Raw genomic sequence first — 22,026 nt, forward strand, 5'->3', positions numbered from 1 at the left:
CACCGTGCCCACTGCGATCGGAGAAAAGGACCTACTCGACGACCTGAACGGCTGGTACCAGGCCGAAGCTCCCCTCATCGACAAGGCATGCAACCTCAAGGGCGGCGGCTGGGAACAGTGGGCCACCGTGCAGTTCCTGTGCTGGCAGATCGCCCATCGCGGCACGCAGGCCCCGAGCTACCAGCGCGAGTACATCGCGAAGCCGTTCCCGGACCGGGCGTTCGACATCGCCTACAACATGCCGCACGAGGTCCTGGTCGACAGCCGCCACCCGCTGATCCTCACGCAGTGGAAGGCGCTCAGGGACGGCAACGCGGCGAGCATGGGGGCTCAGACCGACATCGGGACGCTCCAAGAGATCCGCCGGGTCCTCGGCCAGACCGTCCAGATCTACCCCATGCTGGTGATTCTGAGCCCGCAGGACGTCGGCTTCCCAGGCAAGGGCGTGGTCGGCCCACTGAGTCCGGGCGGTGTCCGCCTGTACGTCTCCAGTTCCGGGACGTTCCCCGGCTAGCTCTTGGCCATGCCACTGGGCCACTCGTGGATGAGCGGTGTCTTGCGGGTGGCCAGGTCATCGCGACCGGTGCGCCTCCAGCTCGGCGGGCACGGTCTTGTCGATCGCGCCCAGGAACACCGGCCGGGCCCTTCCGGACTCCACGGCCGAGGCGGCGGCGCTCTTCGTCGTGTTCCACACGACGTCGACGGCGGCGCCGCCGAGGCGCCCTGGGCTATGCCTCTCCGAGGAAGCCGGGATCGGTCAGGCCCATCTGCCGCGAGGAGTCGGCGGCCATGCCGAGTACCTCACGCATCGGGACGGCGCGACGGCTGGTCGCCGAGAGGTCTCGGTGAGCCTCCTTCGTCCACAGGAAAGGAACCACGGAGAGGCCCTGCGACGTGGTCAGGGCGGCGGCCTCCGCGCGCCAGTCCGGCCACCGCAGTCCCTGGTAGAAGACGTCGAGCGCACCGGACACCAGCCAGGAGATCCACGCGGAGTATCCCGCCTCCAGCGCCTCCCATTCCAACGTGTCGGAGCGAAATAGGTCATCTCCCCGGGAGCCCCCGGCCTGCCGACCGCCGCCGGATCGTGGCCGTTCAGCGCGAACACGCCACCCAGCACGTCATGGGCGACCACCAGTCCACCCGCCGGTTGCCACGCCGGATCGAACAGGCCGGGGAAGCCGTTGACCTCGCCAAGGCTCGGCAGACCTCCGGCGGCACCGCTCGAACCGCCGCCGTACACCCGGACCCAGCCGTCGTCGAGCAGCAGGCCGCCGCAGTTCAACACGAAGCCACCCAGAGTCGATCTGGCGGTGACCTGCAACTGCAGCAGGCACCGCCGCCCCTCTTCCCGTTCCACGGGCAGCACGCTCGGCCCGACCGCACTGGCGGCGAGAACATCCCGCAGTCCCGGCCAGGCCGGATCGTCCGTGTTGACAAGATCATCAATTGCGCGCATCCCGGCATGATCCCAGCAATGCCCCACGCCTTCGACAACAGCGGAGGCACAGAGGGGGTCGGGACGCGAGGTCGGCCCGCCGACCAGATCAAGCCGGATGGCGGACCGCCTGGGAAGTGGGGGGAGGTGCGGCGGGCCGTTCGCAAGGAAGCCGCAGGGGAGGTCGTGGGGACACGGAACAGCCGGGTCACCTGGCTGGGTGACCCGACCCGTCCGCCGGTCAGCCTCGCGCGGAGCCTCAGTGGGTGAGGGGCCGTTCCAAACCGCCGGGACGCCGCCCGCTTACGCGTGGGAGCGCCCCTTGACCACCGAGACAAGCGCCTGCCAGCTTGAAGCGGAGACCGCGAGGCGTTGGCCGGCGGCGTCTTTCGAGTCACGGACCAGGATCACCGCACCTAGGCTCGCGATCTCGACGCAGTCAGAATGCTGCGGAGAGCTATGACTGCTCTTGCGCCAGGTGATTCGGGAAGCTGCGTTTGCGCTCATGCTGTCGTCCCGTCCTTGAGGGTGACAACGAGCGCGCGCCAGTCGGCCGAGGAGACCGACAGCATCGGGCCCTCTGGGTCCTTGGAGTCCCGGACGAGCTTGGCCACGGCGACATCGGCTACCTCGACGCAGTCGGAGCCGTTCGGAGTGCTGTGGGTGCTCTTGCGCCAGACGCCCCGGGGGCTGAGCCTCACGCTCATGTCGTCCCACGCTCCTTGAGCGCAGTGGCGAACGCGTGCCAGTCGGCGGGATGGACGATCAATTTGGGGCCGCTCGGGTTCTTGGAGTCGCGGACGGCGACACGCGAACCGGCGTCCGCGACCTCCACGCAGTCGGAGCCGGTCGGCGTGCTGTAGGTGCTCTTACGCCAGTCCAGGTTGGAGATTTCAGGCGTGCTCGCCATGTCGGGAGACCTCCTTGGCCGTCGCAGCGATGAAGGCCACCGACTCGCCTGGCGACCACGCCGCATTGCGAATGCGTTCGAAGGACATCGTAATCCGATCAACATGGATCGAACTCTCGACATAGAGCTCGCCGCCGATGGTCTCGATGTAGGCGACGCTGGGATCTTCCGGCTCGCTGTATCCGAGAACGACGAATCCGCTGTCCAATCCCGAGTGCATGCCCGCTGAGAACGGCATCACCTGCAAGGTGATGTTGGGGCGTCGGGCTGCGGCCACCAACGAGAGCAACTGCTCGGCCATCACACCCGGAGTGGTGGGAGAACGCCTGATGACGGCTTCATCCAACACAGCGTGAAGCGTTGGCGCCGCTGGACGCGAGAGCAGCGCCCTACGCGCCAGCCTGGCCTGAAGGCGTCGCTCCCACGTCGTACGGTCGACATTCTCGTCCGCTGCCGAGATCACGGCATGTGCGTAAGCGTCGGTCTGAAGCAAGCCGGGGATGACCTGCGGATGCCATGCATGAATGCTTGACGCCTCGTCCTCCAGGGCCACGAACGAGGACTGGAATACATCGGAGTAGGCGGTCCACCATCCGCGTTGACGCGCCTGCCGCGCGAGTTCCATGAGCGCCGCGCGCTCTGGCAGGTCAGCGCCGTAAAGGTCGAGTGCCGCACCCACATCGGCGGGAGTCGGACGTGTGCGTGCGGCTTCGAAGCGGACGAGTTTGGTTCGCGACCAGCCGAGCCGGTCGGAGGCCGCTTCCGTGGTGAGTCCGGCTCGCTCGCGATGCCTGCGCAGCTCACGGGCCAGGCGTCGGTGACGCACCGTAGGGCTCTTGATACCGGTCATGACGGGAGCATGCGGCAGCCGCTCGTAGCGCTGCAACCGGATCTCCAAAAAATCATGGACCAACTGCACTGATGCATGGACAGGAGAGCCGCAGCGGGTTCACGATAAATGAGCGCAACCGAGTGAACACGGATAGTGATCACTCGCCGGTGGGAGATCCGCCACCGGGTTCGAAGCCGCCGCGCGGCCGGGTGTGGATTGGAGCCCTCCCCCGGCCGCGCGGCCCATCCTCACTGGGAGGACGTACATGAGAATACGACGGAAGGCGGGCGTGCGGGCTGTGCGCGCGGACGTTGAGGACCACCACCTCGGACGGCTCGCCTGGACGCTCGCCGAACACGGCTGGATGACCTCGTCCCGTCCCTGGGAACGGCCCCGGTTGTTGCGGGTGTTCCATCCCCTCGTCCCGCACATCGGCGAGTCCGTGCGGGTGCGCAGGCATCGGGGGCGGCTGTTCTTCTTCGACAGCTCCGGACACGTCCTCGGGTCTGTGCGGAAACTCGAGCGGGTGGTCGCTGGGCTCGACGCGCAGCTCGAACCGTGTCGCCTCGTCGCCCAGGCACACGTCCGGGCCGCACGGTGACCGCCACCGCGGACGTGGAGCACCGGCACGTCTTCCCGTCCAAAACCGAACAGGTCGCGGCTGCTCGGAGGTGGGTCGCCAGCGTCCTCGGGGAGGAGCATCCCGCGCTGGACGACTGCGTCCTGCTCACTTCTGAGACCTTCACCAACGCCGTTGTTCACGGCGGCGGGACGGAGGTTGAGGTCTGCGTCGAAGCCGATGGGGACCGGGTCAGCGTGGCCGTCCTCGATGAGGGTGGCGGGGCGCTGCCGCACCGCGTCGACGACCCGTGCGGGCTCGGCGGGCGCGGCCTTCCCATCCTGGAAGCGCTCTCCGACGACTGGGGGTTCGGCGTCCTGGACGACGGGCGGTTGCGGGTCTGGTTTTCGCTGGGGTGCAGCGGCGCGGCCTGAGTTACTTGGCGTCCGAGTAGCGCTGGACGGTGGCCGCCTCCTCGCTCGCTTTCCGAGGTCGGAGGCGGCCTTGGTCCGCAGCCGAGCCCGGGACTGGTCTGGCCGACGACGACGATCTTCTGGAGACGACCACCCGGGACACGCGGACGCGCGGGCCCGGGGCCAGGGCTTCACCGCTGACCCGCTCTTCCGAGTGTCAAGAGGGCGACAATGTCGCCGAGTCGCCCTGTTATGACCTCCTTGGGCTCTCTTGCCATGGTCTGGGGGCTGAGGTTTGGCTCGAGGGGACCACATCGTCCTCCACACCAAGGAGCCATGACCGTGACCATGCTGACGTACGCCCTCCTCACCGAACCGGCGTATCTGGAGGCGTCACAGGCCGGACGGTCCCCGTCCAAGGGCAAGGTGCATCTGGTCGTCACCAACACCGGCAGGGAGGTGGATTGGGTCACGATCGAGGTGACGGTGCCCGTCGGCAACGGGGACGGCGGTCTCACCCCGGACATCGGCACGATCACGCCCAAGGGCACGTACACCCACACGCACGTGAACGCCCAGTTGCTCACCCCACCTGCCACCGTGCCAGTGACATTCCAGCGAGTGCAGGGCACCAACACCTTCCAGGCCACCCCTCCGGCGGGGGCCAAAGCCTTCCATCCCGGCGACTACATGGTGCTGGCCCTGGAGGACATCAATGTCGCCGCTGCCAGCGGGCTGGCGGTACTGATGGTGAGAGAGACCAGATCGACCCAGCAAGGGTACGAAGTCCGCTTCGCGGCCGTGCCGCTGATGAAGGCCGCTGCCACCGAGGTTCCGGCGCCACGTGACTTCCGCCCGGACAAGGTCATGCTGGACGTCGGAGACCTCCTCACGCTGAGCTGGGACGGGTCCGACGACTTCGACTACAAGATCGTGTTCCCCGGCGGGGAATCGGCCGTCCAGCGCGGGAAGCGCACCTGGTCACCGGCCGCCGACGCCATCCCGCGGCGGGCCACGACCTACACCCTCGTCGCCACCTCCCGGACCACGCCCCGGGTGGAGCACTTCCTCACCACGACCGTCCAGGTGCGCCATCCCGTCCTGGAGACGCTCACCGCCACCACCGGCATCAACACCGAACGGGTGCGGGGACGGAACGCCGATGACGGATGGATCAGCTTCCCCAAGGAGGGGTTGAACGTACGCAAGGGGACCGGGAAGACCTGGGGATCGGTGTTCGCCGACAGGGCCGACCTCAATGGCGTGAACACCACATGGGTCCAGGGAAGAAGCGCCGACGACGGATGGATCACCTTCCCCGTGGAAGGACTCAAGGTCCATCGAAAGGACGACAATCACCTGACGCACCTGGTCGTCGGTTACGCGACCCACGACATCGTGAAGACCAGAATCGTGCGCGGAGTGGTGGACGATGAGGGCTGGATCAGCTTCCGCAAGGAGGGCCTGAACATACGCCGGGGAGGCGGCGGCACGGAGCGGGGCACGTTGTTCGCCGCCGACACCGATCTCCATGGGTGAGCCCTTGACGGGCCGGGGTCATTTGGCGTCGGAGTAGCGCTGGACGATCGCGGCTTCCATGGGGAACACGACCGAGGTTCGGCCGAAGAGGATGTCTCCGGCCTCCTTCGCAGAGGCTTCGATCGCGTCCACCACCTCGTCCGCCAAAGGGGTCGGGGTGTGGACGATGACCTCGTCGTGTTGGAAGAAGACCAGGTGGGGCGGGCCCAGGGCGGTGAGGCGCTGGCGGAGGCGGGCCATCAGGGTGAGGGCCCAGTCGGCGGCGGTCGCCTGGACGACGAAGTTGCGGGTGAAGCGGCCACGACTTCGGACGGCCGAGGCCGAGCGGGTGTCGTCGCCCGTGGACGTCAGCTCGCGCCAGTCCGCTGAGGGTGGCGGGCAGGTTCGGCCCAGGCGGGAACGCACGAGGTGTCCGCGTTCTCCTGCCTGAGCGGCTGCCTCCACGAACTCGAACGCATCGGGGAAGCGCTTCTTCAGGACGCCCAGGAGTTGCACCGCCTCGCCTGTTCCGCCTCCGTACATGGCCGAGAGCAGTGCGAGTTTCGCCTTGTCGCGGGCGGTCAGGTCGGCGGACGGGGTGAACACGTCGGCCAGGGCGGCGTACAGGTCGCCCTGGGCGGCGGCGTCTGCGAAGGCTCGGTCGCCCGCCAGAGCCGCCAGGACGCGGGGTTCCAGTTGGGCCGCGTCCGCCACGACCAGGGACCAGCCCTCGTCGGCCACGACCGCCGAGCGGAGGACGCGCGGGATCTGGAGCGCGCCACCACCATTCGTGGCCCAGCGGCCTGAGACGACGCCGCCGACCACGTACTCCGGACGGAACCGGCCCTCGTGCACCCAGGTGTCGAGCCACGTCCAGCCGTGGGCGGTGTGCAGGCGCGACAGTTCCTTGTACTCCAGCAGGAGGGGCACGGCCGGGTGGTCGATCTCCTTCAGGACGTACGCGCGGGTCGTCTTCACCTGGTGGCCGATCGCCGCGAACGCCTTGACGAGCTGGGCGGGCGAATCCGGGTTCACGTGGCGGCCGAACGCGGCGCTGATCCTGTCGGCCAGGTCCTGGAGTCTGCGGGGGCGCAGGCCGCCGGACGGGCGGGGGCCCAGCATCTCGGTCAGCAGCGTGTCGTGCGCCGTCACCGACCACGGCAGACCGGCGTGCGTCATCTCGGCCGCGATCAGCGAACCGGCCGACTCGGCCGCCACGAGCAGCGCGAAGCCGCGCAGGCCCGCGATCCGCCGCTGCTGCTCCGCGTGGACGGCCACGATCCGCGCCAGGTCCTCGGCCTCGTCCTCCTCGTCGTCATCGAACAACGACGCCTGCGGGCCCGCCTCGGCAGGGGGCGGACGGTCGTCCGGCACGGGTTCGCCATGGAGGCGCGCCCACGCCGCGGCAACCGAACGCGGCTCCCCGTACCGGCCGTCATAGCCGGACAGCAGGCTCTCGGCCAGCTCCAGGTCATGGCACCGCTCGACCCGGACACCGGCCTCGACCAGTGCCCGGTACACCCGCGCGGACGACGACCACACCCAGCGCGGACGGTCGGCGCGCTCGCGCTCGGCCACCGCCGTCGCCAGCGACGGCACGGACTCCGCGTCCCCCAGGGGCGTGCCGTCGTCGGCGAGGGGCCGCAGCGCTCCCCCGCCTCGGGCCCCAACGGCGACGGCGATCCTCACCAGCACATTGTGCCGTCCGGGTCCGACAAAACGTCCCTCAGCCGAGGGGGATGACGAACTCGTCCTCGATCGGCGGGTCGTTCTCGTGGTCGCCGCAGCCGGTGACGGCGTAGCAGCGGACGCGCAGCTCGCCCTCCGTGACGTCCAGGCGCAGGAAGCTCTTGAAGAACGGCGGGGAGTCCCAGTCGGCCATCTCGGACCGGAAGCGCTGCGGGAGGCGCTTCACCGGCAGGCGCGGCGGCTTCCCCGGCCCCCGCCACCTCCCGCGCGGGACCCCCAGCAGCGCCGCCACGAACCGGGCCCGCAGCGACACCTCCTCGTCCTCGTACACGCGCCCGGCCCGGATGCCGAGGCGCTTCTCGACGGCCGCCGTCGCCTCCCTCGGCGTCAGGTCGAACAGCCACGGCATCCGGAACCAGCGCCCGTACAGGTGGCTGTAGCGCGACAGCGAGTCCCCGCGCAGCGGGTAGCACCGGAAGTCCGGCTCGTCCACGAGCGTGGTCTTGGGGATGATGTGCGTCGCGTGCATGAACGCGCCGCCGCCGCCCGACACGACGTACTGGACCGTCCGGTCGCCGACCTTCACCGGGTACCGCTCGTATCTGTGGATGTCGCCGCCGATCGCCGCGACGTAGTTGTTCGCCGGGTCGCGGACGATCGCGTCCACGGTGCCGCCGCCCTCGATCGCGCAGGGGTGGCTCATGTCCTCCACGACCAGGGGCTTCCCGGTCACCAGCAGCTTCGGCTTCGGGCCCGCCGACACGCCCTTCAGCCAACGTCCCTGCTCGTCGTCGACGCCGCCGAGGATGCCGGTGTCGATGCCGATGATCCGCAGGCCCGGGGTGTCGATCGCCCAGTACGGCGCGGGCTGGACGGCCCGCTGCCCCGCCGCGCCCCGGTACCGCGACCGGATCTCGGCCAGGCTCGCCGCGTCCACCTGGCCCGACTTGCGCCAGAACCGTCGCGCGAGCCACGAGAACCGGCCGTTCCAGGACGGCGTGCAATCCATGTCGAACTGGCAGAACACGTTCAGGAAGCCGCGCAGCCCGTCGTACCAGTCGTGGTTGCCGGGCACGGCGTAGATCGGGCCCGGGTAGCCCGCGTAGGGGCGGAAGAACTTGTCCTCGTAGCCTCCGGCGTCCCCCGTCGGGTAGATCACGTCGGACGCGATGACCAGGAAGTCGGTGTCCGCGCCGACCGACAGCAGCGGCGGGACGACGGCGTACTGCGACCGGTCGCCCTCCCCGGTGTCCCCCATGACGACGAACGAGAACTCGCTCTCCGGACGGTGCATCGTGAGCGACGCGGGAGCGCCCCGGCGCTCGCTCAGCGCCGCCACCGCCCGCTTGCGCAGCTCGTTGGACGGGTCGCCCCACCACCGCGCCACCACGTCGTTCCGGGACCGCCACAGCACGGTCGGACGCCGCCACGAGAACGCCCGCACGTGCTCGGGCATCAGCCTGGAGAACGTCCCCGGCCGTCCGCACACCCACCCGGCCCCGGCCTCGGAGGTCCGCGAGTTCTCGACCTGGCGAGGCCGGTCCTGGGCATGCATGAAGAGACCTCCGGGGGGCTGGGGGTAGGCCCAACCTTCCCCGGAGGTCTCTCCGATCGTCAAGCCAGCCGCGATGACCCGGTTCGGCCTCCCGCGCCCGGGCCGTCCGCGACGTCCGTCATGGCCGGTTCGGGAGGGGTGACGCGCGGGTCAGTGGGCGCCTTCGCCGGTGAGGGCGCGCACCTCCAGCTCGGCATACTTCTCGTCGGTCTTCTCCCTGGTCAGAACCGTCCCGAGGTAGGCGCAGAGGAACCCGATCGGGATCGAGAACAGGCCGGGGTTCTGCATGTGGAACGGCGCGACCGTGGTCTCGCTGAACAGCGCGTCCGCGTTGCCCTTCGGGATGGTCGCGGACTTGCCGCCCCAGCAGATCGGGCTCAGCAGGACGAGTCCGACCGCCGACACGAGGCCGCCGTAGATGCCCGCGACCGCGCCGGAGGTGTTGAAGCGCTTCCAGAACAGCGAGAACAGCAGCGTCGGCAGGTTCGCGGACGCGGCGATCGCGAACGCCAGCGCCACCAGGAACGCCACGTTCAGCCCGCGCGCGAAGATCGACAGCACGATCGCGATCGCGCCGATGACCAGCGCCGACACGCGGGCCACCCGCACCTCGTCCCGCTCGCCGGTCTTCCCGCGCTTGAACACGTTGGCGTACAGGTCGTGGGCGAACGACGAGGACGACGCGAGCGTCAGCCCGGCGACGACGGCGAGGATCGTGGCGAACGCGACCGCCGCGATGATCGCCAGGAAGACCGCGCCTCCGGTCGTCCCGGCGCCGCCGCCGAGTTTCTCGGCGAGCTGCGGGGCCGCGGTGTTGCCGCCCTTGTCCTGCGCCATGATCGCCTTGCTGCCGACCAGGGCCGCCGCGCCGAACCCGATGACCAGCGTCATCAGGTAGAACACGCCGATGATGCCGATCGCCCAGTTGACCGACGTCCGGGCGGCGCGCGCGTTCGGCACGGTGTAGAAGCGGATCAGGACGTGCGGCAGGCCCGCCGTCCCGAGCACCAGGGCGAGGCCGAGGGACAGCAGGTCGAGCTTGGACCACACGTCGGTCGCGCCGTACTTCAGTCCCGGCTGGAGGAACTTGTCCCCCTTGCCGGAGCTGTCGGCCGCCGCGCCGAGCAGGTGCGACAGGTTGAAGTCGAACTTCGACAGCACCCAGACGGTCATCACGACCGCGCCGATCATCAGCAGGACGGCCTTGACGATCTGCACCCAGGTGGTGCCCTTCATGCCGCCGACCACGACATAGAAGATCATCAGGGCGCCGACCACCACGATCGTCCAGATCTTGGCGGCCTCGCCGTGCGTGCCGAGCAGCAGGTTGACCAGCGCGCCCGCGCCGACCATCTGCGCGAGCAGGTAGAAGATCGACACCACGATGGTGGAGATCCCGGCGGCGGCCCGGACGGGACGCTGGCGCATCCGGAACGCCAGCACGTCCGCCATGGTGAACCGGCCGGAGTTGCGGAGCATCTCGGCGACCAGCAGCAGCGCGACCAGCCACGCGACCAGGAACCCGATCGAGTACAGGAACCCGTCGTAGCCGGACAGCGCGAAGATCCCCGCGATGCCGAGGAAGGACGCGGCGGACATGTAGTCGCCGCCGATGGCCAGGCCGTTCTGGAGGCCGGTGAACTGGCGTCCGCCCGCGTAGAAGTCCGCGGCGGTGCGGGTCTGGCGGCTGGCCCAGATCGTGATGTAGAGCGTGATCGCCACGAAGACCGCGAACAGGACGAGGGAGATCGTCCGGTGCTGCTCGGTCTTGGAGGCCGCGGTGACACCCGCGAGGACGTGGTGGGCGTTCACTCGGCCTCCTTCTCGCCGGTCGCCGGACGGGTCCGGCCCGGTCCCGCCTCCTCGGGCGGCGCGGCGGACGCGCCGGGAGCGTCCGTGGGGACGTCGGCGGCGAGGGGTTCGAGGGTCCCGCGGGAGTAGCGCTCGTAGGCGACGGCGATGAGGAAGGTGGACACGAACTGCAGGAGGCCGAAGACGAGGGCGACGTTGATCTCGCCGAACATCTTCTTGGCCATGAAGTCGCGGGCGTAGGCCGACAGGACGACGTAGAGCAGGTACCAGAGCAGGAAGGCCGCGGTCAGCGGGAAGACGAAGCGGCGGAACGCCGATCTCAGCCGCCGGAACTCCGGGCTCGCCTCGATCGCCAGATAGCCCGCCTCGTCCAGGCCGCCCCCGGGGGGCTCCGGCGGCCCATGGGACTCCGCGTTGCTCATCGATCACCTCCGGGAATAGATCCCTTACCGAATGTCACCGTGATCGGCGGCAACGATGCCTTACGGAGGTGGCCGATGCAGGCCGATTGACCAAGAACCCGGCGGCCGAATGAACTGGATATCGGCCCGATGCGCTACCGATGCCCGAATGTGATCCCTATCACACGGATGTCGGCGAAGGACCCGGAGTGCCCCCGAGTGCGCCCCGGGGTGAGCGCGGCGGCGGGTGGGGGTCAGGCGACGCCGAAGGTGCGGGGGTCGTCCGTCGAGACGATCTCGCGGCCGAGCGGGGTCAGCGAGACCGGGACGAGCTTGAAGTTGGCGATGCCGAACGGGATCCCGATGATCGTCAGGCAGAGCGCGACGCCCGTGACGATGTGCCCGAAGGCGAGCCAGATCCCGGCGAAGACCAGCCAGATCAGGTTGCCGACACAGGACGGGGCCCCGGCGTCCGGACGCTTCACGATCGTCTTGCCGAACGGCCACAGCGCGAACGCGGCGATGCGGAACGAGGCGATCCCGAACGGGATGGTGATGATCAGGATGAAGCAGATGACGCCGGCGATGGCGTATCCGAGCGCCATCCAGAAACCGGCCAGGACGAGCCAGATGATGTTCAGGAGCGTTCGCACGGCTTCAACCCTAGGTCAGATCACGCTTCTGATGGGGATCGGCCGGGTGCCGCCGAACGCGGCGGGCGCCGGTGCCACCCCCATGGACACCGGCGCCACCACGGCGAGGGCGCCTGCGGCCATCATGAGTCCCCCCAGAACGGCGACGAATCGCCTTCTCATGATGCCTCCACAGACGGCCCTGGTCCCAGCAGAACCGGGACGCACTTAGAACACTAAGTGGAGGTCCGTAATGCCCGCGTAAACCCGCCCAAATGCCCTGGGCAAGTCTCATCTCCGCAGGTCAACACCCTGATACCCGCCGCCGTCCCCCCTCCAACCACCGTGATCCCCCGGGTCTCCGCCCGAAACGGCGGGGCCCGGGGGCAGGGGCCGGGGGGCGGCGGGACGGTCAGGGGGCGAGGACCCGGAGGGCGCCGGGCAGGACCTTCGCGGTGACGGGGAGTTCGCCGGGCAGCTCCCCGTCGGCCCCGTAGGGCAGGACGCGGCCCGGGTCGTCCAGCTCGATGCGGACCTCGCGGCCCCGCAGGATCTCGACCTGCGGACGGTGCAGGTGCGATCCGGACTCCAGCTCGCGCATCACGGCGAAGAAGATCCGCTTCGGGGCGTGCCGGACGACGACCACGTCGAGCAGGCCGTCGTCGACGGAGGCGTCCGGGGCGACGTGGCGGCCGAAGCCGTAGTACCCGGAGTTGGCCGCGATGACGGTGTAGCCGCGGAAGCGGTGCTCCACCCCGTCCACCGTGACCCGGTAGTCCGCGGGCTTCCACGAGGCGACGGCGCGGAGCGCGCCCACGTAGTAGGACGCCGAGCCGCGCAGCCAGCGGGACCGGTTCGCGTTGAGGTTCGCGACGGCGTCCACGCCCGCGTAGACGCTGCCGAGGACCGGGACGCCGTTGGCCTCGATGGCGTCCACGGCGCGGGGTTCGCCGCGCAGCAGCAGCTCGGCGAGGGCGTCCGGCTCGCCCGGGATGGCCAGCTGGCGGGCGAAGTCGTTGCCGCGCCCGGCCGGGACGATCCCGAACACCGCGTCCGTGCCGACCAGGGCTCCGCCGACGCAGCCGACCATGCCGTCCCCGCCGACGCCGAGCACGACGTGACCGGCGTCGGCCGCGCCGCGCGCGAGGGCGGTGGCGTGCTCCAGGCCGCGGCTGTACTCGACGACCAGCTCGGCCCCCGCCTCGCGCAGCGCGCGGGCGAGCGGGATCAGCGTCGCCGCCGAGGCCGAGCTGCCCGCCGTCGGGTTGACGACGGCGGTGAACACACGAGGGGGCGTCATGGGGGGGTTTACTCCTCGGCCTGGAAGAGGATGCCGGGGTTCAGGATGCCCGACGGGTCAAGGGCCCCCTTGACCGCCCGCAGCACCGCGACGCCGAGCGGGCCGGTCTCGCGGGCGTACCAGTCGCGGTGGTCGGTGCCGACGCCGTGGTGGTGGCTGATCGTCCCGCCCGCGGCGAGGATCGCGTCGTTCGCGGCGTGCTTGGCCTTCTCCCAGTGCGCGACGGCGTCCGGGCCCTGCGCGGAGACGACCGTGAAGTAGAGGGACGCGCCGGACGCGTAGACGTGCGAGATGTGGCACATGACCAGCGGCGGCGTCCCGGACGCGGCGAGCGTCTCGTTGAGCGCGCCCTTCACGCCCGCGTAGAGCGCGGGGATGTCGGCCCAGAACGCGGCCGTCTCGAGCGTCTCGGCGAACGCGCCGACGTCGAGCAGCGCGTCACGCATGTAGGGGGCATTGAAGCGGCCGTGCTTCCACTTGTCGCCGGGCTCCGCGCCGAGTGGCTCGCCGCCGAGGCCGGTGAGGACGCCGTGGATCTTCTCGCGGCGCGCGGCGATCTCGTCCGGGGTGCCCTCCAGGCCGAGGACGACCAGGCAGCCGGACGCGGAGAGCCCGCCGCCCACGCCGGACGGGTCGGCCAGGCCGACCATGGTCTCCGTCTCGTCCGAGAGGCGCAGGACGGTGGGGAGCGGGCCGTCCTGGGCGAGGGCGCGCAGCGCCGTGGAGCCGGTCTCGAAGTCGGAGAAGCGCCAGCCCTCGTACGCCTGCGCGTCCGGGACGGGCCGGATCCGCACCCGGACGGAGGTGATGACGCCGAACGCGCCCTCCGAGCCGAGGACGAGCTGCCGCAGGTCGGGCCCGGCGGCGGACTTCGGCGCGCGGCCGAGGTCGAGCGTCCCGGCGGGGGTGGCGACGGTCAGGCCGACGACCATCTCGTCGAACCGCCCGTACCCGGCGGACGCCTGGCCGCTGGAGCGCGCGGCGGCGAACCCGCCGATCGTGGCCCACTCGAACGACTGCGGGAAGTGGCCGAGGGTGTAGCCGCGCTCGCGCAGCATCTCCTCGGCGCGCGGGGCGCGCAGGCCCGGCTGGAAGACGGCCGTGCGGGACACCTCGTCCAGCTCGACGAGCCCGTCGAGGCGGCGCAGGTCGAGCGCGACGAACGAGGTCACGCCGTGCTCGCCGAGGCCGGTCGGGGCGAGGCCGCCGACGACGGACGTCCCGCCGCCGAACGGCACGACCGCGACCCGGTGCTCCTCGCAGGCCGCGAGGACGGCGAGGACCTCGTCGTGCGAGCCCGGCAGGACGACGGCGTCGGGCGCGTCGTCCACCTGACCGGCGCGGATGCGCAGCAGGTCAGGGGTGGACTTGCCGCGCGTGTGGCGGACGCGGGTCTCGGCGTCGGTGCGCATGTGCTCGGCGCCCACGGCCGCGGCGAGCGCGTCCCGGGCGGCGCCGGGCAGGCGCGACTCCGGCGGGACGATCTCGTCCAGGGCGAGCGGCGGGGCCTCCACCGGCTTCACGCCCAGCAGGTCGCGCAGCAGCCCGACGACCGGCTCGGGCAGGGGCGTGGCCCGGGCCGGATCGCCCCAGCCGCTCCACAGCATGTCCCGGGTTCCCACCGCGGCTCCTCCAAGTTGGCTCTACAAGTGCTTACTGCCTTACACTGTGACACATGACGTCGAATCGTCACAACAGGATGGACGAGCAGGCCGTGCTGGACGCCGCGCGCGACTGCGTCCTCGCCGTCGGCGTGCGCCGCACCACGCTGACCGACATCGCCCGCCGCGCCGGGGTCTCCCGCATGACCCTGTACCGCCGCTGGCCGGACGTGCGCACCATCGTCGCCGACCTCATGACCCGCGAATGGACCGCCGTCGGCGCCGCCGTCCGCCCCTCGACGGACGGCCGGCCCGCTGCCGGCGCCGAGGGGCGGCCGGTGCGGGAACTGCTGGTGGACGGGCTGGTCAGCGGGGTCGCGCAGCTGCGCGGGCATCCGCTGATGCGCAAGATCCTGGACGTCGATCCCGAGCTGCTGCTGCCGTACCTGCTGGACCGGCTCGGCGCGAGCCAGGCCGCCTTCCTGGAGATCTTCGAGGACGCGCTGGCCGCCGGGCACGCCGACGGCTCGATCCGCGCGGGCGACACCGCCCGGCAGGCGCGGGCGCTGCTGCTGGTCGTGCAGTCCTTCGCGCTGTCCGGCCGGGTCGTCTCCGACGAGGCCGACCCGGCGCTCACTTCCGACGCGTTCGACGCCGAGCTCCGCATCATCCTGGAAAGGACCCTCGCGCCATGACCTCCTCCAGCGCCATGCACCCCGCCGGTGCCATGACCCCTGTCAGGTCGTCCCTGAACGCCGCGCGCCGCGCGCGGGAGCTGGACGCGCTGCCCGGCGAGATCGTGGACGTGCTGGTCGTCGGCCTGGGCGCGACCGGCGCGGGCGTGGCGCTCGACGCCGCCTCGCGCGGCCTCACCGTCGCCGCGATCGACGCGCACGACCTGGCCTTCGGGACGTCCCGCTGGAGCTCCAAGCTCATCCACGGCGGCCTGCGCTACCTGGCGTCCGGGCAGGTGGACGTCGCGCACGAGAGCGCCGTCGAGCGCGGCGTCCTGATGGCGCGCACCGCGCCGCACCTGGTGCGCGCGCTCCCGTTCGTGATGCCGCTGACCCCGCTCGTGTCGCGCCAGGCCGCCGCGGTCGTGCGCGTGGGGCTGCACGCCGGTGACGCCCTCCGCCTCGGCGCCCGCACCCCGCGCGCGCTCCTGCCGGGCCCGCGCCGTCTGTCGCCGGTGGAGACGCTGCGCCTCGCGCCCGCGCTCCGCTCGTACGGGCTGCGCGGCGGCCTGCTGTCCTGGGACGGCCAGCTCGCCGACGACGCCCGCCTGGTCACCGCCATCGCCCGCACCGCCGCCGCGCACGGCGCGCGCGTCCTGACCCGCGTCCGCGCGCTGCGCCTGGACGGCTCGGGCGCGCAGGTCCGGGACGAGCTGACCGGACGCGAACTCACGATCCGCGCCCGCACCGTGGTCAACGCGACCGGCGTGTGGGCGGGCGGCCTCGTGGACGGCGTCCGGCTGCGTCCCTCGCGCGGGACGCACCTGGTCCTGCGCGCCGAGTCCCTCGGCGGGCTGGGCTCCGGGCTGCACATCCCGATCCCGGGCGCGTCCAACCGGTTCGTGCTGGTGATCCCGCAGGGCGACGGACGCGTCTACGTCGGGCTCACCGACGAGCCCGCCGACGGCCCGGTCCCGGACGTCCCGGAGCCGACGCCCGCCGAGATCGGCTTCCTCCTGGACATCCTCGACTCCGCGCTCGACCTGCCCGTCCGCCGCCGCGACGTCCTCGGCGCGTTCGCCGGGCTGCGCCCGCTGCTGGACGACGCGCACGGCTCCACCGCCGACATCTCGCGCAAGCACGCCGTCCTGACCTCGCCTGACGGCGTCGTCACGGTCGTCGGCGGCAAGCTCACCACCTACCGCCGCATGGCCGAGGACGCCGTCGACGCCGTCCTCGCCACGGGCCGCGTCGCCGCCGGGCCGTCCCGGACGTCCCGCATCCCGCTGGTCGGCGCCGCCCGCCCGGACGCCCTGGCCCGTCTCGACGCCCCGCGCCGCCTCGTCCAGCGCTACGGCGCGGAGGCCCCGCTCCTGGCCGCCCTGGCCCGCGAGGACGCCGCGCTCCTGGAGCCCGTCGTCCCCGGCCTGCCCGTCCTGCGCGCCGAGCTCGCCTGGGCCGTCCGCCACGAGGGCGCCCTCGACGCGTCCGACCTTCTCGACCGCCGCACCCGCATCGGCCTGGTCCCGGCCGACCGCACCGCCGCGCTCGCCGCGGCCCAGGCCGCCCTCCCCGCGACGGCCACCTCCCCCGCCGCCTGACCCCGGCGCGTTCCCGGCCCGCTCCCTCCGTCCGCCTGGGCGGATGGGGCGGGGATGGTGGACCGCTGGCGCTCGCATGGCGCCGGGGAGGACGCGCGGTCGTGGCGAGGTATGACGTGGGTCACCCGGCGTGGCGGGCCGGCGGCGTGTGAGGTTAACCTAACCTAATCAACACCGAGGGTGACGGGGGGCCTGGCTTGGCGCGCCAGAGCGGTTGCGGGCACTGTCCGGGGAGTCATTCCGCGGAACGGCCCTGTCTGGCGAGCGCCACGACGAAGGCGCGGGCCTGGCTGCTGATCGAGCACCCGGGGCCCTGGCCGGAGCGGGTCGAGCAGCTGACGGAGCCGGTGGCGCTGGCCCGGGCGGTCCGGGACGCGCTGGCGGCCGGGGTGCGGCCCCAGCTCATCCGGCGGGCCGGGCGCGGACGCCGTCCCACTCCCCCGCTGCGGGTGTACGTCGGCTGGTCCCAGGGTTCGGACGTGTGGCTCGAGACGCGCGAGCTGGACGACCACGCGGAGCTCGCCTCCCTCGACCTCGCGGCCGTCGCCGTCGGACGGCCCCCCGGATGGGGCGAGCCGGTGGGCGAGCCCGTGTTCCTCGTGTGCACGCACGGTAGGCGGAACGCCTGCTGCGCGCGGACGGGCGCTCCGCTCGCGCGGAGCCTCACGGCCCGGTTCGGCGACCTCGTCTGGGAGACCACCCACGTCGGCGGAGACCGTTACGCGGCGAACCTCGTGTGCCTCCCGCACGCCGTCTACTACGGGAACCTCGGCCCGGACGACGCGGAGAAGGCGGTTTCAGCCTATTTGGACGGGGAAGTCGTCTTGGATCGCCTCCGCGGACGGGCCGGACTGCCGGAGGCGGCCCAGGCGGCCGAGCACGCCGTCCGGGCGGAGACGGGCGTTCTGGAAGTGACGGGAGTGACCGTCGAAACACTCTCCGGCGCTTCTCCCTATGAGGCGGTGGTGTCCTCCGGAGACCGCCGTTACCGAGTGGTCGTGGAACGCACCGAAGAGTCCGGAGGGTGCGGTCCGGAGTGCCAAGAGAAGCTCCAGACCCACCTTGTTACCGACCTCACCCTTCTCAACGAGGCGGCCCTCGTGTAATCTCACCGAGGCCCCATTATTTCGAGGGTCTCCCGTCGTCTCGTCCCCACAGGCCTGGTCATCCGGGCGGGGAACAAGAGCGGCAACTCCAGACGTTGGACCATTCGGCGCTTCGGACGCTTGCGACTGAAGCACGTCGAGCGTCCATGTCCTGAAATTGCTCAGTAAAACCAACCAAGGTGGGTGTTCCATGGCTCAGGTACGTCGGCAGGCAAACCTCCCTCGTCCCTCGTGGGGCTGGCAGGACGCCGCGGCGTGCCGGGGGGAAGACCTCGTGCTCTTCTTCGGCCCCGACGGCGAGCGCCAGCCCGAACGCGAGATCCGTGAGCGCAAGGCCAAGCAGATCTGCATGGGCTGCCCGGTCCGCGGCGAGTGTCTCGACTACGCGGTCTCCCGGCCGGAGAAGTACGGCACCTGGGGCGGCCTCAACGAGGACGAGCGCGCCTCCGAGCGCCGCCGCCGCATGCGCCGCGCCAACGCCGCCTAGCAAGCCCAGGCCCCTTGCCCCTTCCTGACGAAGGTCGCTGACGGCAAGCCCCCGGCACGCCACCCTGAATACGTGACGGCCCCGCTCCGGCGGGGCCGTTGTCGTGTTCGGCGACAATTATTCCCGTACCGCATCGGAACGGCACCGGGCGGCGAATTCAGAAAACGCACAGGACCATTTTCGGACTAGTACCGCCGGGCCATGTCCATGATCCACTCGGCGCTACCAGCGGGTGGTTCCGGCGCGTTCCAGCAACAGGACGACATCGGCGTCCGCGACCTGCTCGAAATCCTCGTACCACTGGCCCACGGCGCTGAACATCCGGGGCGCCGCGAGGGCCACGAGCGCGTCGGCCTCGCCCGCCATGTCCCGCACCGTCGAGGCCGCCCCGACCGGCACCGCCAGCAGCAGCCGCTCCGGTTTCCGGGGACGGACGGCCGCCAGGGCAGCCCGGGCCGTCCCGCCCGTGGCGAGCCCGTCGTCCACCACCACGACCTGACGGCCCGTGATCTCCGGCAGCGGACGGTCCCCCCGGTAGGCGCGCACGCGGCGCTCCAGCTCGGCGCGCTCGGCGGCGACGGTGGCGGCCAGGTCCTCCTCGTCCAGGCTCAGGCGGTCGAGCAGGCCCGCGTCCAGGACGGGGTCGCCGCCCTCGGCGATCGCCCCCACGCCGAGCTCCGGCTCCGGCGGGTACCCGATCTTCCGCGTCACCAGGACGTCCAGGACGCCGCCGAGCCGCCGCGCCACCTCGTACCCGACCGGGACCCCGCCGCGCGGCAGCGCGAGCACCAGCGGCTCGTCCAGCTCCAGCGGCTCGAGGCGGTCGGCCAGCATCCGTCCGGCCTGGCGCCTGTCCGCGAACGGCAACTTCACGGGTGACATGGCGTCCTCCCCCGGGAGGCTCACGACGGATCTCCAGCTTAGATCGGGCCCCCGGGGAGGGTCGCGGCCGGGAGCGGGATCAGGACGAGGCGGTGAGCCACGCCAGGGGGTTGGCGCGCAGGATCCGGTCCAGGGTGGCGTCGTCGGCCCCGGCGGCGCGCAGGGCCGGGACGACGGTCGTGAACAGGTGCCCGTAGCCGGGGCCGTCGTAACGGGTGACCTGCGTCATCCGGGTGACGCCGCTGCCGAGCATGACGCGGTCGGCGTGCCCGGCGTCCAGCAGGTCCAGGACGGGCCGGATCCGGGTCTCCAGGGACGCCGTGGGGGCGTCCGGGTCGAAGGGCAGGAGGCTGAAGGAGACGTACGCGCCGCTCTCGGCGATCTTGCGGTGCGCGGCGGGGTCGTCGCCGAGGTCCTGCCGGGTCACGGCGACGCGGCCGGGGGCGAGGCCCGCGGACGTCAGGACCTCCAGCAGCGCCAGGCCGGGACGCCCGTGCGCGGCGACCGACAGGCCGGAGTACTCGGCGGCGCGGGCGGCGGCGCGCAGGCACCGCTCCTCGGCCTCGGTGGGGACCTCGCCCCAGGTGCCGACCTCGCCGATCACGCCGGGCAGGGCGCTGGTGCCGTCCAGGCCGAAGCCGATCTCGGCGAGCAGCCGCTCGGCCAGCCGCACCTCGTCCAGCTCGTCCACGTAGGACGGGTGGAACGGTCCGGCGAACAGGCCGGTGGAGGCGATCACGGCGACCCGCGCGCCCGCCGCCATCCGCGACAGCGCGGCGGCGTTGCGGCCGATGCCCGAGCAGGTGAGGTCGACGACCAGGCCGACGCCGTGCTCGGCCCGCAGGGCGGCCAGCTCGCCGGTGACGGTCTTCTCCTCGTCCAGCCAGCGGCGGGGGTCGGAGTCCAGCTGCTGGGGGCGCGTGGGCCAGCGCAGGTCCAGCTGGAGGTGCTCGTGGGCGAGCACCGGTCCGGTGACGGAGGACGCGTCGACGGCGCCGGTGACGGTGCGCAACCGCCCGGTCTGCTCACTGGGGGCCATACCTGGCGAGGTTACGACATACTTGAAGGTTTCCCTGCCCACTGCTGGGCTTTCTTTACCCTCCGGTATCGAGGATCGGTCCGCCCGGGTCCCCCGGTCCCAGGACTACGGACGTTCGGGAGGGTCGGCGGCGCGCTCGCGGGCCTGGAGGGTGCCCGCGCTCGGCCAGCGGCGGTCGATCTCGCTGTTGAGGGCCGCGCCCAGCAGGACGGCGAGGGCGGCCACGTACAGCCAGCCGAGCACCGCGATGGACGCCGCCAGCGACCCGTACACCGAGATGCCGCGCAGCGAGCCGGCCAGGTAGAAGCGGAGCAGGAAGCTGCCGACGATCCAGATCAGCAGCGCGATCACCGCGCCCGGCAGCTCGCGCCACCAGGCCGTCCGGACGGGGATGCTGTGGTGGTACAGCAGGGCGAGGAAGACCACCGAGACCGTGGTCACGACCGGCCAGTAGAAGATCTCCACGAAGCCCGAGCTGCGCGGGACGGCCTGCCGGGCGAGCGCGGGACCGGCGACCAGCAGCGGGATCACCACCGACAGCAGCACCACGCCGAGCAGGTACAGGAAGAACGCGCGCAGCCGGGTCCGGACCACGCCGCGCACCCCGGACAGCCCGTAGGTGATGGTGATCGTGTCCACGTAGACGTTGGTGGCGCGGGACCCGGCCCACAGCGAGATCAGGAAGCTGACCGACACCACGTCCGGACGGCCGCCGCGGATCACGTCGTCGATCAGCGGGACGACCAGTCCCTTGACGGCGGGCCCGGTGAGGACGTTCTCAGCGCGGTGGATCGTCCAGGTGCGGATCTCGCCGATGGTCTCGGCGCCGAGGATGCCCTTGACGTGCCCCATCATGCCGACCAGCCCGATCACCAGCGGCGGCAGCGACAGCAGTGCGAAGAACGCCGCCTCGGCCGCGAGGCCGGTCACCCGGTACCGGAACGCGGTCACGACCGTGCCGCGGACGAGCTCCCAGGCCGTCCGCAGGGCCTTGCCCGGCCACGCCGGACCCGGCCGCCGCGCGGAGGACGGCGCGTTGGACGGGGAGGAGGACGCGCCGCCGCCCGCCGTGTCGCTTCCCGTGCGCTGGCGTGGAACGGACGCCGGCACCGACTCGAATTCGGACACCCTGTGGCCCGTTCCCTCCGACGATCCGCCCATTCCGCCCGCACGCCCGCCCGGTTTCTCCGGACAACCACCGGTCAACGCCCTCCACCGTAGAGCGTCACCCGCCCGGAACATCCGCCCCTCACCCATTTCCGTGATCCGCCCGGCGCGTCGCGCCACCGATTCGACGGTGCGGAGCGCCCTCCGGCCCATGATCGACATATATCCGTAATGAGCCATGTCACGCGTCCGCATGCCGGACGGAACTGGACAGGCCGCCGCGGCCCGTGTCACAGTTCAGGCATGTCTGCTGTGGACCCGCTGCTGGTGATGCGCCGGCACGTGGACTTTCACCGGGTCAGCAGCGCCATCTGTCGGTGACGCCCAGACCACGCCCCTGCCGTAGTCGATCCGTGCCCTCGCACCAACCGAGTGCCTCGTACTGACCGAACTGCCGAAAGCGGGCGCGTGGC

At 71.5% G+C, this 22,026-nt stretch carries 23 protein-coding genes and 1 pseudogene; 8 read left to right on the top strand and 16 right to left on the bottom strand.

Annotated features, from left to right (window positions below):
- The first annotated feature begins 4 nt into the window (after positions 1–4).
- Entirely contained in the window at positions 5–514 is a 510-nt protein-coding gene (locus P696_RS0118760) for a hypothetical protein (protein WP_026413524.1), read from the top strand.
- 57 nt (positions 515–571) lie between these two features.
- Here the strand turns inward: P696_RS0118760 and P696_RS58800 are convergent, their stop codons facing one another.
- The 6 genes and pseudogenes from P696_RS58800 to P696_RS0118785 all read right to left on the bottom strand — a co-directional run bounded on the left by P696_RS58800 (position 572) and on the right by P696_RS0118785 (position 3,264).
- Positions 572–694 (bottom strand): hypothetical protein, encoded by a 123-nt coding sequence (locus tag P696_RS58800; protein ID WP_281174958.1) that lies wholly within the window; start codon positions 692–694, stop codon positions 572–574.
- Positions 695–728: 34 nt separating this feature from the next.
- Positions 729–1,456: pseudogene (locus P696_RS59355) on the bottom strand (DUF2625 family protein).
- 282 nt (positions 1,457–1,738) lie between these two features.
- Complete coding sequence (locus P696_RS54570; RefSeq protein ID WP_084337760.1) at positions 1,739–1,942, bottom strand: DUF397 domain-containing protein; 204 nt, start codon at positions 1,940–1,942, stop codon at positions 1,739–1,741.
- Entirely contained in the window at positions 1,939–2,142 is a 204-nt protein-coding gene (locus tag P696_RS0118775; RefSeq protein ID WP_026413525.1) for a DUF397 domain-containing protein, read from the bottom strand. Before P696_RS0118775 ends, P696_RS54570 begins: the two co-directional genes overlap by 4 nt.
- Entirely contained in the window at positions 2,139–2,345 is a 207-nt protein-coding gene (locus P696_RS0118780) for a DUF397 domain-containing protein (protein ID WP_026413526.1), read from the bottom strand. The genes P696_RS0118775 and P696_RS0118780 overlap by 4 nt, the downstream gene beginning before the upstream one ends.
- The gene (locus P696_RS0118785; protein WP_245627720.1) at positions 2,329–3,264 is read right to left on the bottom strand and encodes a helix-turn-helix domain-containing protein; all 936 of its coding nucleotides are present in this window, start codon (positions 3,262–3,264) and stop codon (positions 2,329–2,331) included. The genes P696_RS0118780 and P696_RS0118785 overlap by 17 nt, the downstream gene beginning before the upstream one ends.
- Before the next feature lie 178 nt (positions 3,265–3,442).
- Between P696_RS0118785 and P696_RS0118790 the strand changes: the two genes are divergently transcribed.
- The 3 genes from P696_RS0118790 (at position 3,443) to P696_RS0118800 (ending at position 5,688) form a co-directional block, all read left to right on the top strand.
- On the top strand, positions 3,443–3,778 hold the full coding sequence (locus P696_RS0118790) for a hypothetical protein (RefSeq protein ID WP_157429795.1): 336 nt from the start codon (positions 3,443–3,445) through the stop codon (positions 3,776–3,778).
- Entirely contained in the window at positions 3,775–4,170 is a 396-nt protein-coding gene (locus P696_RS46600; RefSeq protein ID WP_051467867.1) for an ATP-binding protein, read from the top strand. The genes P696_RS0118790 and P696_RS46600 overlap by 4 nt, the downstream gene beginning before the upstream one ends.
- A 321-nt stretch (positions 4,171–4,491) precedes the next feature.
- Positions 4,492–5,688: a hypothetical protein gene (locus P696_RS0118800; protein WP_157429796.1), complete on the top strand. Its 1,197-nt coding sequence runs from the start codon at positions 4,492–4,494 to the stop codon at positions 5,686–5,688.
- A gap of 18 nt (positions 5,689–5,706) precedes the next feature.
- Here P696_RS0118800 and P696_RS0118805 read toward each other — a convergent pair whose 3' ends face one another.
- The 7 genes from P696_RS0118805 to P696_RS0118840 all read right to left on the bottom strand — a co-directional run bounded on the left by P696_RS0118805 (position 5,707) and on the right by P696_RS0118840 (position 14,663).
- Entirely contained in the window at positions 5,707–7,356 is a 1,650-nt protein-coding gene (locus P696_RS0118805; RefSeq protein ID WP_026413530.1) for a bifunctional 3'-5' exonuclease/DNA polymerase, read from the bottom strand.
- Positions 7,357–7,393: 37 nt separating this feature from the next.
- Positions 7,394–8,911: a metallophosphoesterase family protein gene (locus P696_RS0118810; RefSeq protein ID WP_026413531.1), complete on the bottom strand. Its 1,518-nt coding sequence runs from the start codon at positions 8,909–8,911 to the stop codon at positions 7,394–7,396.
- A 150-nt stretch (positions 8,912–9,061) separates the two neighbouring features.
- The gene (locus P696_RS0118815) at positions 9,062–10,723 is read right to left on the bottom strand and encodes a solute symporter family protein (protein ID WP_084337762.1); all 1,662 of its coding nucleotides are present in this window, start codon (positions 10,721–10,723) and stop codon (positions 9,062–9,064) included.
- Positions 10,720–11,145 carry a DUF485 domain-containing protein gene (locus tag P696_RS46605; protein ID WP_051467868.1) on the bottom strand — a complete coding sequence of 142 codons (426 nt, stop codon included), beginning with the start codon at positions 11,143–11,145 and terminating at the stop codon, positions 10,720–10,722. The genes P696_RS0118815 and P696_RS46605 overlap by 4 nt, the downstream gene beginning before the upstream one ends.
- Positions 11,146–11,378: 233 nt before the next feature.
- Positions 11,379–11,777, bottom strand: a complete 399-nt coding sequence (locus P696_RS0118825; protein WP_026413533.1) for a YccF domain-containing protein — start codon at positions 11,775–11,777, stop codon at positions 11,379–11,381.
- Between the two features lie 391 nt (positions 11,778–12,168).
- Complete coding sequence (locus P696_RS0118835; RefSeq protein ID WP_026413534.1) at positions 12,169–13,056, bottom strand: diacylglycerol/lipid kinase family protein; 888 nt, start codon at positions 13,054–13,056, stop codon at positions 12,169–12,171.
- Between the two features lie 8 nt (positions 13,057–13,064).
- Positions 13,065–14,663, bottom strand: coding sequence for an FAD-binding oxidoreductase (locus P696_RS0118840; RefSeq protein ID WP_026413535.1), 1,599 nt, complete (start codon positions 14,661–14,663; stop codon positions 13,065–13,067).
- 68 nt (positions 14,664–14,731) lie between these two features.
- Here P696_RS0118840 and P696_RS0118845 point away from each other — a divergent pair, with 68 nt between their 5' ends.
- From P696_RS0118845 to P696_RS0118860, 4 genes are all read left to right on the top strand, one after another.
- Positions 14,732–15,352, top strand: a complete 621-nt coding sequence (locus tag P696_RS0118845; RefSeq protein WP_026413536.1) for a TetR/AcrR family transcriptional regulator — start codon at positions 14,732–14,734, stop codon at positions 15,350–15,352.
- Positions 15,353–15,384: 32 nt separating this feature from the next.
- Positions 15,385–16,932, top strand: a complete 1,548-nt coding sequence (locus P696_RS0118850; RefSeq protein WP_034485869.1) for a glycerol-3-phosphate dehydrogenase/oxidase — start codon at positions 15,385–15,387, stop codon at positions 16,930–16,932.
- Between the two features lie 197 nt (positions 16,933–17,129).
- Positions 17,130–18,038, top strand: a complete 909-nt coding sequence (locus tag P696_RS0118855; RefSeq protein ID WP_026413538.1) for a sucrase ferredoxin — start codon at positions 17,130–17,132, stop codon at positions 18,036–18,038.
- Between the two features lie 190 nt (positions 18,039–18,228).
- Entirely contained in the window at positions 18,229–18,525 is a 297-nt protein-coding gene (locus tag P696_RS0118860; RefSeq protein ID WP_084337764.1) for a WhiB family transcriptional regulator, read from the top strand.
- 222 nt (positions 18,526–18,747) lie between these two features.
- Here the strand turns inward: P696_RS0118860 and P696_RS46610 are convergent, their stop codons facing one another.
- From P696_RS46610 to P696_RS46615, 3 genes are all read right to left on the bottom strand, one after another.
- Positions 18,748–19,407: a phosphoribosyltransferase gene (locus P696_RS46610; protein ID WP_034485703.1), complete on the bottom strand. Its 660-nt coding sequence runs from the start codon at positions 19,405–19,407 to the stop codon at positions 18,748–18,750.
- Between the two features lie 79 nt (positions 19,408–19,486).
- Entirely contained in the window at positions 19,487–20,446 is a 960-nt protein-coding gene (locus P696_RS0118870; RefSeq protein WP_026413540.1) for a phosphotriesterase family protein, read from the bottom strand.
- Positions 20,447–20,551: 105 nt separating this feature from the next.
- The gene (locus P696_RS46615; RefSeq protein WP_245627722.1) at positions 20,552–21,574 is read right to left on the bottom strand and encodes a YihY/virulence factor BrkB family protein; all 1,023 of its coding nucleotides are present in this window, start codon (positions 21,572–21,574) and stop codon (positions 20,552–20,554) included.
- Positions 21,575–22,026: the final 452 nt, after the last annotated feature.

This window comes from Actinomadura oligospora ATCC 43269 (assembly GCF_000518265.1).
Taxonomy (GTDB): Bacteria; Actinomycetota; Actinomycetes; order Streptosporangiales; family Streptosporangiaceae; genus Spirillospora; species Spirillospora oligospora.

Coding starts and splice junctions, on each gene's coding strand:
- P696_RS54570 (WP_084337760.1), bottom strand. CDS start 1,942: ATGAGCGCAAACGCAGCTTCCCGAATCACCTGGCGCAAGAGCAGTCAT.
- P696_RS0118775 (WP_026413525.1), bottom strand. CDS start 2,142: ATGAGCGTGAGGCTCAGCCCCCGGGGCGTCTGGCGCAAGAGCACCCAC.
- P696_RS0118780 (WP_026413526.1), bottom strand. CDS start 2,345: ATGGCGAGCACGCCTGAAATCTCCAACCTGGACTGGCGTAAGAGCACC.
- P696_RS0118790 (WP_157429795.1), top strand. CDS start 3,443: ATGAGAATACGACGGAAGGCGGGCGTGCGGGCTGTGCGCGCGGACGTT.
- P696_RS0118810 (WP_026413531.1), bottom strand. CDS start 8,911: ATGCATGCCCAGGACCGGCCTCGCCAGGTCGAGAACTCGCGGACCTCC.
- P696_RS46605 (WP_051467868.1), bottom strand. CDS start 11,145: ATGAGCAACGCGGAGTCCCATGGGCCGCCGGAGCCCCCCGGGGGCGGC.
- P696_RS0118835 (WP_026413534.1), bottom strand. CDS start 13,056: ATGACGCCCCCTCGTGTGTTCACCGCCGTCGTCAACCCGACGGCGGGC.
- P696_RS0118840 (WP_026413535.1), bottom strand. CDS start 14,663: ATGCTGTGGAGCGGCTGGGGCGATCCGGCCCGGGCCACGCCCCTGCCC.
- P696_RS0118845 (WP_026413536.1), top strand. CDS start 14,732: ATGACGTCGAATCGTCACAACAGGATGGACGAGCAGGCCGTGCTGGAC.
- P696_RS0118850 (WP_034485869.1), top strand. CDS start 15,385: ATGACCCCTGTCAGGTCGTCCCTGAACGCCGCGCGCCGCGCGCGGGAG.
- P696_RS0118860 (WP_084337764.1), top strand. CDS start 18,229: ATGGCTCAGGTACGTCGGCAGGCAAACCTCCCTCGTCCCTCGTGGGGC.
- P696_RS46610 (WP_034485703.1), bottom strand. CDS start 19,407: ATGTCACCCGTGAAGTTGCCGTTCGCGGACAGGCGCCAGGCCGGACGG.
- P696_RS0118870 (WP_026413540.1), bottom strand. CDS start 20,446: ATGGCCCCCAGTGAGCAGACCGGGCGGTTGCGCACCGTCACCGGCGCC.